Raw genomic sequence first — 17,215 nt, forward strand, 5'->3', positions numbered from 1 at the left:
ACCGATTCTTTTACTAGAATCGGTGCACTAGACAATTAGTTTAACGCCATTGAAAACTCTTTTCCTTCCATTTCATAGATAACTTCTAGTTTATTATCTTTGCGTACGATCTCTAGGTTCTCTACTTTCTGTTCAAAACTATCGCTTTCCATTTCAATCACTGTTATAAATTCTTCATTTTTACCTTCTTTTATAAATTCCAATTGATTTACTTTGGTTAGTTCATTTGTTTTATAAGATACCAATCCTCTAATTGGATCTTTACTACCATAATAGTGGTTAAGTGAATCGATTTGGTTAAATTGCCTCATTGTCACTTCTAAATCACCACCTACCTGAAACTTAACTTTGTCCTTATCTATTTCAATAAGTTCAGAGTTCGGATTCAAGTTAAATCTTTGTTCATATTGATTCACGCTATTTGATGCTAAAGAATCTCGTAAAATGATAACATTCGGTTTTAAGAAAGTGATTTCTCTGTTGAATGTTACACCATCATACAAATTATGCACGGCCTTAATTCTATCATAGGAATCAGTAAACTCGTAATCTTTAATAAATGTACCAGTATTCTTCATATCCAAATTATAACTTTTTTGATTCACCGTTACCGTATTATGACTTAATGCAGACATAAGATGCTTTCTCATATCACTGTTATTGTACGTGTATTTTCCTGGTCCGACAAATATATCATGACCTCCACCAAAAAGAACAAATGCTAAATCATCAGCATGTTTATGTGTATTTGAGTGATATCCAGCTTGGAGAAACAGATACGTAGATTTATCAAAATTACTACCATATCCCCATTTGTCTCTCAGTATTCCCACTCCGGCTTCTTCAAAAACGACACTACTCTTTCCAGGTGGGGTACCTTCTAATCCTTTTGACTCAATGAAATCAATATATTCACCATTAAAGCTACTTATGCTATCTACAGTGGTTAGAACCGTGTCTCCTACTAGAGGTAACGTCCCATCTGGTTTATATACATATGCGAGATATTGCTTCATTTTTGTCAATTTTTCTTCTAACTCGCCTCCCAATGTTCCACCTCGTTCATTTAACAATTCTTCAATCTCACTAAAGAGCTTAAAAGTGTGTATATGATAATAAGGTGAATGTTCTAAATGAACTCCTTCTGAACTTATTGAGCTTTCAAGTTGTTTTCCCAGTCTTGAAATACTTAAGTCATACCATTCATCCGATTCAGTGAATCCTTTAAACATCCATGAGGCTTGTATTAAAGACCTGTCCTGCATAATGCCATGATTATGAGGATACCTGTAATTTTCATTATTAAATTGCCAAACAGCATGTTCATGTAAAGATTGATAGATTTTACTCACCTTATCATAATCGTCATAATTACTTTTTTGGATGACATCTAATAGATAAGAAATGGTTAGAATTCTGCTACTTACTGCATGATCTGCCCATGCCCAGCGAGTACTTGGATCGTCCTGCGTATTGTTATCTATCCAGTCTATTGCCAATTCGATTGCTTTATCTAAATACTTCGTCTCTCCATTTACTTCATATGCATTTAATAAGTAGTCTAACATCCTTAAACTATGAAAGTACAATTGCCATGAATTATCTTGATACGGGTTCATATTCCAGTCTAATGTTTTATATTTATAAGGCTCCCATATACTCAAAACATAAATTTGGTTATCAAGAATTAGGTCTCCGTAGTAAAGAGCTAGATCTCCCTTTAAGTTAGTTAATCTAAAGCTAGAAGTTATATCTGTTTCACTCATATAATTTTTTAAAAATGTTTTGTCTTTTATGTGTTCTTCTTCAAATACTAGTTGGGTCGAATCGCTATATATGTAACCAATCCTGCCTCCAACATTCACTTCATACCAATTATTCCCGTATGATCTATTAATTCTGATCTCACTACCCTTTTTCAGAATTCCAAAAGATTTCAAAGCCCCCCCGGAGTTATCATAAATATCAAGGTCAATATTTGTTTTCATTAATTTCTTGAAAGATTTACTTTCTTTATACTCAGTATTAGAGCATGACTGACAGACATCAGTAGCTTCCTTCAATATATATCCTTTTTTATCTCCAAATTGAATTTCGTGCCATTTTCCATAATTTCTTACACGCTTAAACGTTTCTCCTTGGTTTAAATAACCTACTTCGATTAAGTTATCATTGCTATTAATGTAAATAGGAGTTCGATTGGATGAGATCTTGAAATTATTATCATTTGCTTCAAAATCAAAACTTACACTATTTTGATGAATGTAGCCTACTCTTCCTCCAAAATCGATGCGATACCAACTGCTGCCATAGGTGCCGATTGCCTTAATAGCCTGCCCCTTATTAATTTCAGCGAATTTCTCCAGTGTATTCCCTGTATTATCATAAACAGCTGAGCGAGTAGTTATCCGTAATGCACTTCCGTTTGATTCATAACGTTGATTCTCATTTTGAATCTTGTTTGCCTGTGATGGTTTTGTACTTGCTTGCCATACATACGCCGTTCGTTGTCCATATGAAATTTCGTGCCATTTACCATATGATCTAATCCTAGGAAATGTTTCTCCTTGTTCTACTTGACCGATGGTTTTTAAACTTCCGTTTTCATTTATATAAACCGGTACATTTGAGCTTGTCACTTCGAAGTATTTATCTTCCTGTTTAAAATTTTCAGTTATTCCACTTTGGTGGATAAATCCGACTCTTCCTCCAAAATCAATCCGATACCAGTTCCCATAACTTCCTATTGAGCGAATTGATTGATTCGGTATTATAAGACCAATCTCTTTAAGTTTTCCGCCTGAGTTATCGTAAACACTTGTTGGATTATTCACCCTCAAGGTAATTCCTGTTGATTGAAATTGTGTATTCTCATTTTTAATTTGCATATTTGATGACGGTTTCGTACTTTCTTTCCACACATACGCTTTTTGATCACCGTATTGGATCTCATGCCAATTGCCGTAATCTCTAATTCTAACGAATGACTCTCCTAATCTCATAGTGCCAATTTCTTTTAACTGCCCGTTTTGATTGTTATAAACAGGTGCATTTTCTTTCGTTACCTGAAAATACTTATCACTAGAGTTAAAGCTCACCTGAACCCCATTTTGATGAATAAATCCAATTCTGCCACCGAAATCGATCCGATACCAATTGCCGTAGCTTCCGATTGATCGAATCGTTTGGCCTTCTTTTATACGTCCAATCTCTTTAAGTTCTCGCCTTGAATTATCGTAGACAATGGAAGAGTTAATCACTCTTAAAACGTTACCTTCTGAGTTGAATTTGGTGTTAACACTTTGCACTTGATTCACCGAAGACGGTTTCGTACTTTTTTTCCACACGTAAGCACGTTGATCACCGTATTGAATCTCGTGCCAATTCCCGTAATCTCTTATTCTAACAAATGATTCTTTTTGCCTCATGCTACCGATCTCTTTTAACTGACCGCTTTGATTTACATAAACAGGAACATTATCTAGTGTCGTCTCAAAATATTTATCATTCGAGCTAAAACTTGCCTGAACCCCTGTTTGGTGAATAAAACCTATTCTCCCCCCAAAGTCGATCCGATACCAGTTACCATAGCTTCCTATTGATTGTATTGATTGGTCTTCTTTTACACGTCCAATTTCTTTGAGATCTCCACTTGAGTTATCATAGACTATCGTAGGTTGTATCACTCCAAGCCTTATACCGTCCGAAGTAAAAAGGGTATTTTCATTTTTTATTTGCTTACCTGAAGACAAAGTAGTACTTTCTTTCCATACATAGGCCCTCTTATCCCCATATTGAATTTCATGCCAATTCCCATAATCTCTTATTCTAGGAAAAGATTCTCCTATGCCCATACTACCGACTTCAATTAAGCTGCCATTTGAGTTTATATAGACTGGCACATTCTCTCTAACAACTTCAAAATACTTATCTGTTGCATTAAACCCTGTTGAATCTTTTTGAAGATAATCACCAGTATGGTCACTATCAGAATTAGTCTCCCTGTCAATTTCGTTATTCATTTCTGTATTTTCATTATCAATTTGTTCTTCTAGTTCATCTTTCTTATCTAGTACTTGTTCTTCCAATTCCCCTTCATTAATCTTTTCTTCTGGAGAATTATTGTCTCCAGTGTCTCCGGATACCACATTATTTTCCGTATCTATTTCTGTTTCGTTATCCTGAGATTCTTCATCATTGATAGGTTCTTCTAGGTTCTGTTCCTGTTGTTCAGGATCTTGTATCTCTTCGTTGTTATCTAGTTCCTTATCTGACGAATCATTCTCTTGTAGATTTATTGAATCTGTCATTAAATTAAATTCTTGCTTACCCACGTAATAAATAGAATTATAACCAAAGCCAATTTTAAAACTATTTTCCAACTCTTCAATCAGATTAAATTCTAGTAGTTGAATATTATTGATATGAATACTGTTCTCTACTTTTTCCATATCCGAGTATAAAATTAATTCTTTTTCAGCAGGAATAGTAATATGTAACGTTTCATACTCACTTTCTTCATCTAACTCTCTGATATCTCCCGTTTCTAGGACTGCATCTGTATGTATTATCAGAGATTGATCATCTTGTGAGAGGATTTCCACCCATTCTTCATTTAACTTATCTCCACTAATTAATATATCCTTTTTGACTGTACCAACTTCTTTTATTTCTGAAAAATCCGTGGATGTTTTACTATACAATTTTGATTCTTCCAAAACCTGATATTCTACTATATCCTGATTATCTATGCTGGTACTTATCGTACTTTCTGAAAACGCGTCTAAAGGAAAAAGGTATGGAAATATAATTAACATAATTAATCCTATTATTATTGATTTATTTAACATTTTCACCAGACCATCACCTTAGTTTTTTAAATTTTTCAGATCTTTTTCGTTTTTCAATCACATTAAAGAATCGTGAAAATAACTCATAACAAAGCGAATTACTTCTAAATAATTTTAGACAGTAATTCGCAACTATTAACATTCTCCAGCTATTACAATTCTCCGAGTAACTTTTCCCATTTGTTACATATTTTAGTTTTCTCGAAGTTCTCATCAATATATTCCTTCAACGTTTCCCTATAACTATCTTGTGATATTTTATCAATATTCGTTTTGATAATGTCTGCACCTTTATCAACAGAGTCTATTATAAACTCGTTAGGGTAAAGTAATGAAGCCCCGAACCAGTCTCTTATGATCGGCATTGAACCAGAAGCCATTCCTTCTGCAATAGAAAGATGGAAACTTTCAAAATCACTTGTCGACATAATAAATCCAATTTTTCTAAACCATTCCGAAATATCTTTTCCAAAACCATCAAATACAACTGAGTTTCTCCATTTAGAAGAATTAATTCTTCGGAATATCTTAAGATAGTATTCTTTTTCTTCTTCTCGTTTCCAGAGCCAAGGGTATTCATTAGGGAATTTCCCTTTTACAAATAAAGTAAATCGATTATCTTCTTTCCACAACTTTTCAAATATATCCAGAGTCATGTCAAAACGTTTACTTCTTGGACTTATTCCCATAAATCCGATATTAAATTCAGATCCAGGAAGCTTAGGTCTATCCAAAGAATAAGAATCAACAAGATTATAAATTATTTCTGATTTTTTTTCAGGGAAATAAAAATGATCTGCCATATCCTGCTTGAGACCTGGTGCAATGAAAACAATTCTATCAATATTTTCCCAGTTAATCTGTTTTGGATAATCGGTATTTTTTTCTTGCGCGTGCATTCTAATTAGCATTTTTTGATGTTTTTTTATATTTTGTGAATACCACACTGCATTACCCAATCCCCATTCTGCAAATACAATATCAGTTTGACTAAGTAATTCTTTGCTTTGCTGTTCATCATGAGAATTGTGACCCTTCCATTGATCAATAAGGACATTATATTCTGGGTGAGCTTTAAAATAATTAATAATCATAGCCGCGAATTTGAGGTCATGTCCTGCAAATAATATGTTTGTTTTTTGTATAAGTCTTCTATATTCTTTGCTCTTATCATCTTCATCAATAAATTCACTTAAATATTTCCCTACTTTTTCAAAGGAATAATTTTTACTAAGTTCATATATTCTTTCCGCTGCATTTTTATAAATGTTGTTATCTGAGAGAGCTAATTGTACTTTTGAAATAAACTCTTTTTCATTATTCGCAAATAGAGGATAATCCTCTCCCAAAACCTTTTCGTGTAGTTCGTTTCGGTTTACGATTACCGGTTTCCCATTAGCCCCGTACTCAAGAACCTTTGTGGAAAGTTCCATACTGTCATTTAATATTTCATCTCTCCAGGATATACCTAAATCACTCTCATATATTAATTCCTGAACTTCATTTCTTGTAAGAGCTTTATACCAATTAATCCTTGAGTCTTCATTAAAGTGGCGAATAACATACTCATCATATTTAGCTGTGTAAGGAAAATTAAGAAACTTATCCCCAGCGATATTGAAAATGATATTTTCATCGTCTATTTTTTTGAATGCCTTAAACATATTAGGAATCATCCAATGTGGTGCAAACTTTCCGGCATATACTATAGCATTATTGTTGTTTTTGAATTCCTTGATGTCTTCCCTTACTGAAGAAACCATAGGTGGAAGATAAATAAACTTATTATCTTTCGATACAGCCAGTAAATTTTTAAAGTATTTAATAAGCTCAGGGGTTTGACATGCTAATCTACTACCATTTTTATATATTTTAATTAAATGGCCCAAGTCGTCATCCGAAACTTCATCTATCCTTTGTGGGAAATCAGTTAAATAAAACCACGTCTTGTAAGCTATGTTGTTATTATGTGCCACTAGTTTTGAAAGATTAAAACCTCTTACCAAAGACAAAGAAAATCCATGTATCTCGTCTAAATGAAGCATCATTTCGTGTGCCTCTTCAGGTAGAAGTCTCTTTCTTTGGATCCAATCATTTTTCATTTCTAGTTTGGAGAAATCTTTTTTATAAGCTTCCCACGGATTAATAATTGTTATATTTTCATTATTAATTAGTGGCTGTACTAGTTTGTCGATCAATATAGGCCTTTTCAACAAAAGGAATACTTCATTCTCTTTTGTACTAGCAAAGGTTTGGGCTATCGAAGAAATCCAAATAGCCGATCCGTCAATTTTATTTAAATCAATATCTGCATAGATTAAAATTCTCTTCATTTCTATACAACACCTTTAAATATAAATTTGTGTTGAAATATCATCTATTTGTTCACCGTTCGGATTGTAAATGAAATTAAAACGATCACTTGTATAAACTCTTAGTCCGCTTTGGATTATCATTTCAAAGTCCGTATTTTCAAGCTTCATCCACTGTTTCTCATCAACATGAGAATTTAGGATCGTATTCCCACGAATTAATACAGTATCTGTATTTAAATCAGTCGTATAAGAGTACTCATTATTATCCGTTATTTTAATTGTATCTCCATCCATCCAGAAATAATTGGCTTTCCCAACAATATCAGCGTCTGAATAGATGAAAGCATTCTTCATATCTAATAAATAGTTTTCTCCGTACTTGTGTACTACATTAAGTTTCCCAAACAAGTCATTTTCGCTTAAATCTAATAAAGTAGTAATTTCAATTTCATTTATGTTTTGATAAACCTGAACAGTAATCATATCGTGATTACTTTCATCTACTAGTGAACTATTATCAGTCACAACCCATATATGGATGTTTTTGTAGCTTTGTGAATCCATGAATGACTTCACTTTTTCAAATTCTTCCCCACTATTTACGAACGCAATCATTTTAATATTATAGTTATATGGTTTTTCTAAATTCTCGAATCCTGCTTCAATGGCTATTTGATAAAGTTTATGACGATATGTGTGTTTAGTATAAACCGCTCTTATACCTTTTACTTTATTTATATCTCTTAAGTCCGTATTATTCATAATATCATCAATAACTGGCTTACTTGCCTCGCCTTTAGATACCATTGGAACTAATTCACCAAAGATTTCGCTAATACCTTCTGAATATGTAGAAACAACAGATGTACCACAAGCCAGTAATTCAAACACTCTCCTTGAAAACATCGTTGGGGAATTCTGAACTGAATTTACATTCAGAAAAACCTTATATCGTTTGTAATCATGAACTAATTTATTATAAGGTCTTGATCCTTTTATATTCGTTTCAAATCTCTCTGGGAAATCAAAATCAGTGTTCAAAGTTTTTCCTTCAACATAGTTACGATCGAATATTTCTAGATCATAATTTTTTGCAGCATCTAATAATTCTAATTGATCCAGTCTTCTTTCTTCATGTCTATTTCCATAATATGAGCCTGCAAAACAAATATCCTTTTCTTGATAACCACTAATAATAGTGGGGTTATGAAGAACAGGTGAAGCTGCAAAAGTTAATGCCCCAACTCTATTATGTCCAGCTTCCTCTTTATATCTTTCCACACAATTTAAATCAGTAGTGTAGATATGATCGAATTTAATGGCTGTATCGATAAATTTCTCCGTATGAATTGGATCTTCCTTGTTCCAGAAAACTGTTGGTATTTTATTTGTTTTACACCATGCTAACAACTCATCCAATTCAGGTCCAACTTTAATGTTATATTTTCCGATTCTGTACTGCCATGAACCCCCATTACCTTTCCATGCAGATTCGACTAGTAATATGTGCGGTTGTTTAATTGATAATACTTCTCTCCAATTGTCTGGTCCAAACGTAATTAATTCACAATCATGTTTAAATGTCTCCTTAGAAAAATCATCTAATATAGCGGCTACCCTTAAAGTTTCAATAGATTCTGGAGTATCAAATAGCCCAGTCATCAGGAGTTCGTTTAATTCTACCTTCATACCCACCAATGTGCTTGAAAAATCCTTCTGCATATTGTCATCGATGTTTAAATCAATTGTATCAAAAGGCAGTTTAACTAATTTATATTTTTTCTTTTGTCTCTTTAATTTTCTTTTAATACCACCTAGAATAGTTCGAGTGGACATATATACAGATTTCGGGAGTTTTAATGGATTTTTTAAACCTTGAGTCATTAAGTTTGTTACTTTATACGATGTTGACTGTTCAAGCACAGTGACCTTTTTTCTTAAATAATTTACATTTTTATCTCTATTGCTTATTTGTTTATCTACTTTAGCCTTTATATCAGACATTACTTTGAAGGCATGCTCTGTTTCTCTTTTTAACTTCTCAATTTCTTTATTTAATTCTTTTTCAATTTGAATTTTTTCAGCTGATTCTTGAGTTAACTTATTTTTGACTTTTTCTTTTTCAATTTGAACTTGAGTTAATTTATTTAGATCTACTTTATTTTGATCTACTTCTTTATTTAGCGTAGCTACTTTGTATTCTTCTAATTTTTTTGCATATTCAAGCTTCTGTTTAATTTCAATTAACTGATTGTTTAGAAGATCTTTTTGTTCTTGAATAGACTCTTTTTTTGCTTTCAAGTCTTTATTTTTAACTTCTAGTTGATTTTTCTGAGCTATATATTCCCTTTCTAGATCATGAAATGCTTTGTCGGAAATAACCACATTTTCTAATGGAATATTTTCAAGATAAGAATTGTCGATAGAACTTTTCTTTGTCCCCGAAACACACAGCCACTTTCCTATGATAACAATATTTGAAATCGTTATATATTTATTGATTTCCCGGTATAAATTAGAAATATAGTAAGTAGTCTTATGATCAAAATGGTTATTTACCCCGAATGGAGTCGAAATAATTACTTGTCCATTTTCATTTAGTATATTCCAAACGTCTTTATATAGCTTATCTGGATGGTGTAAGTGTTCTATTATTTCACCTAAAATAATTGAATCAAATTTTTCTCCATTTAAATCTAAATCGGAAAAGTTCCCATGCTTAAAGGATATATTTTGTTGTACTTCAGTATTTTCTTTTTCTAGCTCTTTTTCAGCATACTCAATTTGATGTTTTTCAATATCTATTCCAGTAACTTTAAAGTTTTCTCTTCCTAATAGAATAGATGTAATTCCCTGGCTGCATCCAATATCTAATACTTTCTTTCCGTTAACCTGCTTACATGTCCAGTGAATACGCTCTCTAGCAAGTCTTTGTAATTCTTCAGTGTAAATTTCCCCATAATAGAGTTCACTAATCCGATCACGATTTCCCAATCCTTACACCTTCTTTATACTTTTTTTCATGAAACTTTCATACTCATCTACAATTTCTGCCGTATTCCCAACTGCTTGTTGTTCACCAAGATGAATCCAAACAACCCTATCGCACATCTTTTTAACTAATGATGCTGAGTGCGTAACTAGTATTACCGTTCTATTTTGCTTAATCTTTTCATTAATTACTTCCTTACATTTCGCTTGAAATGCTGAGTCTCCAACACCTAACACTTCATCAATCAATAAAATTTCGGGATCTATTGTAATCGCTGTTGCGAATGCAAGTCTGGACTTCATTCCTGAAGAATACGTCCTTACGGGTTTATAAATAAATTCCTCAAGCTCTGAGAATTCAATTATCTCATCTACCATCTTATCGATTTCTTTCTTCTTTTTACCTAAAAACATCCCGTTCAAATAAATGTTATCAATACCCGATAATTCACCTTGAAAGCCTGCACCTAATGATAGTAACACTGGTCTATCTCCACTTAATGTGAATTTCCCTTTGTCCGCTGTAATTATTCCACTTAACAATTTCAAAAGTGTACTTTTACCAGAACCATTTCTTCCGATGATTCCCATTACTTCACCTTTTTTAATCTCGAAATTCAATCCTTTTACAGCCCAAAAATCTTTACTAGAGTTCTTTTTTAATAATCGCTTTATTGGCTTTTCTTGGTTATCAGGATAGGATATCCATAGGTCTTCTAATTTAATAACTGCATCACTCATAAATTTACATCACCTTAGCATATTTATTGTCAAACTTCGAAATAATATTTGCACCTATAAAGAGTACAATAATTGATATTACCAGTAATACTGTAATCGTTGACCAATCGGGCAGCTTTGCATACAAAAAAGTATTTCTGTATGCAGTAATTAGCGGAACCAATGGATTAATGTACAAATATCTAGCTAAATTTTCCGGAACATCTGATATGGAGTACATCACTGGAGATAGATAAAAAAGCATCCTTGCAATATACTGCATCATATTTCTAATATCCCTAAGATAAACTCCAACGTGAGCAAGAATTACCATACAAGCAAGAATAAATATTCCATGTACGATTAGTACAGGTATAGCATAAAATACTTGATAGGTTAGATCTACACCATAAATCCACAAATAAGCTGTCATTAATACCATACTGATACCAAACTTTATTGTATTAACTATAAATTTCGACATTACAAAAATAATCTTAGGCACATAAACTTGCTGAATGATGCCATTCTTTGAAAAAATGGCGTTTGCCCCATCAACCAAGCACGACGTTGTCCATTTCAATGGAATTAATGCCACAAAAAGAAAGACAGAATAATCTGGTCCACCACGCCCTAAAATAACTTCAACTAATAAATAAAAGACTAACATATAAAGAATAGGATCAATTATCCACCACAGAATTCCAAAATAGGTTCTAGCAGTATTTGATCTTAAATCTGAAAGCGAAAGATGCCATATTAAATCTCTTTTATCTAAAATATCAAATAAAAACTTTGTCATATTGTGTATCATTATCACTTACCTCTAATTCTATAAATTCTTTGAAACGTATAACTATCTCACCATATTAGATGTAATTATACCAGCAACTATCTAATGAGACCATATAGTGAGAATTTTATTAGGCTCAATTAACAATTTTACTATTAAATCACAAAAAAAAGAAGCCTTAATAAAAATATCTTTATTAAGTCTTCCCATCTCCCTACTTAATTAGTCGAAAAATATAGGTCTATAGATTCTTTAATCGCTTCTGCTGAATCTTCCTGAAATTCCTTTGTCAACATCTTCTGTAATTCTCCATAGTTAGTCATGAAACCCAGTTCTAATAACACACTCGGCATTTTACTATTACGAATTACGTTGAATCCGGATTGTTTTACCCCTCTGTTTCTTAAACCTAACTTTTTTAACAACTGGGCTTGTGTAATACTTGCCAATTCTTTACTCTTCGCAGCGCTATATGAATCATCCCAAAATGTTTCTATTCCTACTGCTGCAGTTGAACCGGCAGCATTCGCATGAATACTAATAAATAAATCTGCATTTATGCCGTTAGCGATATTAGCTCTATCACTTAGCGGTATGAAGTAGTCCCCATCTCTAGTTAAAACAATTTCAATATTTGTATCTCTCATCTGTTCAGCTACTAACAGTGCCACTTTAAAAACAAGATCTTTTTCCTTTGCATTGAAAGCAACAGCACCTGGATCTGATCCACCATGACCGGCATCAATCACAACGACTTTTCTCTCGTTATTGTACAAATTGACATACGCACTGTGTATATAACCTATACCATTTTGGTAATCAATAATATACCAGTCTCCTGATTCCCCTGCTATTTGAACATTTTCTCCATTGGATAAGGAGCCAATGATTCCATTCTCAGAGCCAGGACCATTTCTAACATTTAAATTGTTAGTAACATTAACTATACCTTGTTTCTTTTCATCGCCATACAATACTTCAACATTAAGTTTACTAACATAACCAATTCTGTCAGCTAATAAAATTCGATACCAGTTTCCATAATCACTTACGATAGAATACTCGTTCGCTTTCTCGATTTCAGCAAATTTCACTAAAGAACCAGATGTATTGTCATATATCGATGTATCTCTTGTTGTGACAAGTGAGTTCTTTGATTCACTATATTGACTTTTACTCTCGCTAGGTAACACCGGATTATGTACAGGAGTTGTTGCCTCTTTCCAAACATAGCCGTACCCTGAATTATATTGAATCCTATGCCAATTTCCATAATCGCTTACTCTCGGGTATACTTGACCTCGTTCTAATGTTCCAACCTTAACCAACTTGCCACTACTATTATCATAAATAGGTGCCTTATCTACATTCATCCTTAAATATTTATCAGCTGTTGTAAATGGTATTTCAACCCCGCTTTTATTCACATAACCTATCCTGTCAGCAAATAATATTCGATACCAGTTTCCGTAATCACTCACGATAGGGTATTTGATATCCTTGCTAAGCGCCCCCATTTTTTCTAACGATCCAGAGGAATTGTCGTACACTTCTAACTCTTTAGTTGCCTTAAAATAATCTTGTGAATCTGAATATTTACCATTGTTTAGATTCTTTACTGAAGTTTTAGACAACTCAGAAGTTCCAGAGGCCCAAATAAATCCATCTTTGCCTCCAAAACTAATTTTATGCCAATTCCCATACTTACTTTTCAACGGGAAAACTTGGCCTTTCGTTAAAGATCCCACCTCAACTAATTTTCCGGATGAGTTGTCGTAAACTGTAAGTTCTCCTTGGTGAACTTCGATATATGAACTACTTGCCTCTACTGACATCTGCACCGTAAATAACGTTAAAAATAAAGTAAAAACAAATAAATATAAATAATTTCTGTAAATCATAATCCCTCCTTATTCGACACCTTATTTATACTATACTACTATTTATTATTTGAAACACTAGGGAATAACAAATAAATTATTATTTCCTCTTTTTTTGAAAATTAAACTATTTTTTTGTAATTTATTGTATTTTTTTATCTATTTACTGCTTCCTTTGCTAATGCTATGCCGACAGAATAATTCTGGCTCCATATTTTGTTCCAATTTGATAGTGGAACTGGAGCCCCCACAACATACGGCGAAATTTCCGGCGTTATACCTGCCTGGCCTTTTTCTAAAGCAAACCAATCAGAAAAACCACCGCCACTTGAACTATTTGATAGATCTATTACTCTATAGCCCGTTTTATCTGAAACGATATTAGTTACTGATCTAGTTTGCGGATTTGCTCGCAATCGGGAGTAAATTACTTCCCCTGATGAGTGATAAGCAACAGCAGTAGCAAAGTTGTGCTGATTTGTAAAATTGTACACGGCTCTAGCTTCTGGTTCAGATAAAGGAAAATAACCTTTAAACCCTTCAGATCTAGGACCTCCCGAATTAAGTGCACTAATATTGTCCCACAATGCTGGATATTGCCTGTTTAAATCGACACCATTAATATTAGCTTTCCATGAATCGAAGTTTCTTGAATTATTATTTAATCCAATCATTTTAATAGGGTTTTTTGTACTAGATAACCCTTCTTGAACGAGCATGACACCATCTGGATTTACCATTGGAACAAACCAAATGGAGACATCATTTAAAAGTGCTCTTACATCATATCCATCTATTTTTTGATCTCTATCATAAGCATAAGCATATGAATCTAGCATTTTCATTACAACGTTCGTAGTCATATGTTCACGAGCATGATGCGATCCATTTATCATGATTTCTTTGCTTCCATTACCTAACTTTACAGCCACAATGTTTCTGCCTTCTACTGATTCCCCAATGACTTTCTCTTCAATAAGACTCGGGTACATAGTCTTTAATGCTTTTATATCTAACAACATTTGGTTGTAGGAGTATATCTGTTTACCCTGAACTATTTCTTGAGAGTTCACAGATATTGCATCACTACTTAGAAAACCAAGTCTGCCTGAATAGCTAACTTTGTACCAATTAGATCCGTATGCACCCATAAGTTGTAATTCAGTGCCTTCTTTTATTTCACCCATCTTTACTAATTTACCAGATGAATTATCGTAAATAGTTGCAGTGCTTGTAACATCAGCTGATATATTGTAGTTCTTCTCATTACCTAGTAAATTGTTTAATTCGTTTCGATTAGAAGGCGAAGTTCCAACTGCCCATACATAACCTTTTTTATCACCGATTTTTACTTCATGCCAATTTCCATAGGCTCGTTCTCTTTTGAATGTTTGACCTTGTTCAAGTGAACCTATATCAACTAGAGAGCCATTTCTATTTTCATATAATGGGAGATTCTCCATATCCACACGGAAGTAGCGATCTGATGCGCTAAAACTAACCGTTACATTTTCTTTATTCATATAACCGACACGATCGGACAGTAAGACACGGTACCAGTTTCCGTAATCACTAACAATTGGGTAGCTTTTCCCTGCTTTAACCTCGCCGAATTCCACTAATTTCCCCGTCGAATTATCATAAATTTTTGCATCACTCTTGACCGTCAAGTTTTGGGAAGAGTGTGACATCCCCTGGTTTTCGTTCTTAACAGCACTCGCACTTGCAGGACTCGTGCCGTCTACGTAAACATACCCGTAACTTCTGCCAAACTGAATCCGATGCCAGTTTGATCCATAGGCACTTATTCTTGGATACACTTGACCTTTCGTTAATTCTCCCACTTGTTTCAACGACCCACCTGAATTATCATAAACAGGCATATTGTTTGATACCACTTCAAAATGGGTATTTTCCTTACTAAAGCTCACCGTGACATGGTCTTTACTGATGTACCCAATTCGATCGGAGAATAAAATGCGATACCAATTCCCATAATTCCCGACAATGGCGTATTCTTGCCCCTCGGCTATTTTTCCGAATGAGACGAGACTTCCAGAGCTATTATCGTAAACATGCACCTCGCGGTCTACTTTTAATACCCGGTCACTCATTTGGTAGTTTACGTTCTTATTTTTTAAACTGTTTCCACTTACCGGAACCGTTCCCTGCGAATACACATATCCCTGTTCTTTTCCGAATTGAATTTTATGCCAACTCGGTCCATAGGAACTAATTCTCGGGTAGACTTGTCCTTTCGTTACATTTCCTACTTTCTTCAAATCTCCATTTTGATTCTTGTACACTGGTAATTCGCTTTCTGTAACTTGAAAATATGTATCCGCTGATGTGAAGGAGACGTCGACGCCCGATTTACTCACATAACCGATTCGATCGGAAAACAATACCCGATACCAATTGCCATAATCACTTACGATGGGATAGGTCTGTCCGGCCTGTACCTCGCCAAACTTTACAAGTGATCCACTCGTGTTATCGTAGACCGCTATATCTTCCTTCGCAGTAAAAGTACGGGCTCCTTGTGAATAACCGCTTCCTTCGTTCCCGATTGCACTAGATGACGATGGTTCCGTGTGCCGGGCATGAACGTATCCGAAGTGGTCTCCGTATTGGATTTTATGCCAGCTTTCCCCATAAGAACTAATTCTCACATAGGTTTCATCTTTCTCTAGTAGGCCAACTTCTACTAAACTTCCTGTTCGATTATCGAACACTTTTATATGATCTGTCAGTACACGGAAGTAATTCGTGTTGTACTCCTCTGCACTTGTAAACGAAGAGTCATCGACAGATTGCAAAGCTACTGTTGTTCCGGCTTCTTCCTCTTGGTTTTCTTCTTCACTCTCTTTCGTTTCCACTGTCGCGTTTTGTTCGGTCTCTTCTTTCACTACCTGTTCATTGTCATCCGTAGAGGTTCCGGAATTATCTCCGTTCTCTTGATTCGCTTCTGTAGTGGATTCTTTTTCAGCGACCTCTTCTTCACTATCTGACAAGGCTTCCGCATTATTTGAGGAGTTTGTATCTTGCCCTTCCTCATTGGAAGATGGCTCCTCCTCAAGGGATTCATTTTCCTCATTGGTAGCTTCCGCTTCCTGATCGCCTGCTGGGGATGGGGTTAAGATTACATCATGCCCGCCTAATGTGGCTATGTAAGATGCATCTTCTTGGTCTTTGATCTTTACTGCTTGATCTTCGAAAACGATTCCTTCTAACATTACCGTTTCATCTATCGCTTCAAACGTGTACTCTTGATCGAGCACTACCTCAGTAGTCTCTTCCACTGTGTCACGATCTTCCCCATATAGTTCAAGGGACCACGTTTCTAATAAACTTGTATCCTCTATATATCCTTTTGTTCCAAACCAATCTATGTGTATTTTTTCTTGGTCATCCACGTAATAAGATAGATCTGACACATCATTTTGAATGATTCCTACTAATTCACCTTCATTTGTTTTCACTTCAAAAGAATTTCCATTTTCACTAGATTGTGAAGCAGTTGAAGTAGCATTCGTTAACCCCAAATTCATTGAAAGAAAAATTAGCATGAATCCTATAATTCCAAGTTTCTTCATTATTGTCCTCCTATGAATTTTTAAAACGAGCCTTCACATAAAGGCTCGTTTTATTAATTAAATTATATTT

General features: G+C 34.2%; 7 protein-coding genes. All 7 read right to left on the bottom strand.

The features are described from left to right. Nucleotides 1-35: 35 nt before the first annotated feature. A complete protein-coding gene (locus tag ACHABW_RS13815) occupies nucleotides 36-4,850 on the bottom strand; it encodes a heparinase II/III family protein (protein ID WP_435755857.1) in 4,815 nt (1,604 codons plus the stop codon). Nucleotides 4,851-5,002: 152 nt separating this feature from the next. Next, entirely contained in the window at nucleotides 5,003-7,183 is a 2,181-nt protein-coding gene (locus ACHABW_RS13820) for a glycosyltransferase (RefSeq protein ID WP_435755841.1), read from the bottom strand. A gap of 15 nt (nucleotides 7,184-7,198) precedes the next feature. Continuing rightward, on the bottom strand, nucleotides 7,199-10,159 hold the full coding sequence (locus tag ACHABW_RS13825; protein WP_435755842.1) for a methyltransferase domain-containing protein: 2,961 nt from the start codon (nucleotides 10,157-10,159) through the stop codon (nucleotides 7,199-7,201). A 3-nt stretch (nucleotides 10,160-10,162) separates the two neighbouring features. Continuing rightward, nucleotides 10,163-10,897, bottom strand: a complete 735-nt coding sequence (locus ACHABW_RS13830; protein WP_435755843.1) for an ABC transporter ATP-binding protein — start codon at nucleotides 10,895-10,897, stop codon at nucleotides 10,163-10,165. 4 nt (nucleotides 10,898-10,901) lie between these two features. Continuing rightward, entirely contained in the window at nucleotides 10,902-11,690 is a 789-nt protein-coding gene (locus ACHABW_RS13835; RefSeq protein WP_435755844.1) for an ABC transporter permease, read from the bottom strand. A gap of 197 nt (nucleotides 11,691-11,887) precedes the next feature. Continuing rightward, nucleotides 11,888-13,570 carry an N-acetylmuramoyl-L-alanine amidase gene (locus tag ACHABW_RS13840; RefSeq protein ID WP_435755845.1) on the bottom strand — a complete coding sequence of 561 codons (1,683 nt, stop codon included), beginning with the start codon at nucleotides 13,568-13,570 and terminating at the stop codon, nucleotides 11,888-11,890. Between the two features lie 134 nt (nucleotides 13,571-13,704). Further along, nucleotides 13,705-17,145 carry a M14 family zinc carboxypeptidase gene (locus tag ACHABW_RS13845; RefSeq protein ID WP_435755846.1) on the bottom strand — a complete coding sequence of 1,147 codons (3,441 nt, stop codon included), beginning with the start codon at nucleotides 17,143-17,145 and terminating at the stop codon, nucleotides 13,705-13,707. Nucleotides 17,146-17,215: the final 70 nt, after the last annotated feature.

Source organism: Salipaludibacillus sp. CF4.18, from assembly GCF_051262595.1.
Lineage (GTDB): Bacteria > Bacillota > Bacilli > Bacillales > Salisediminibacteriaceae > Salipaludibacillus > Salipaludibacillus neizhouensis.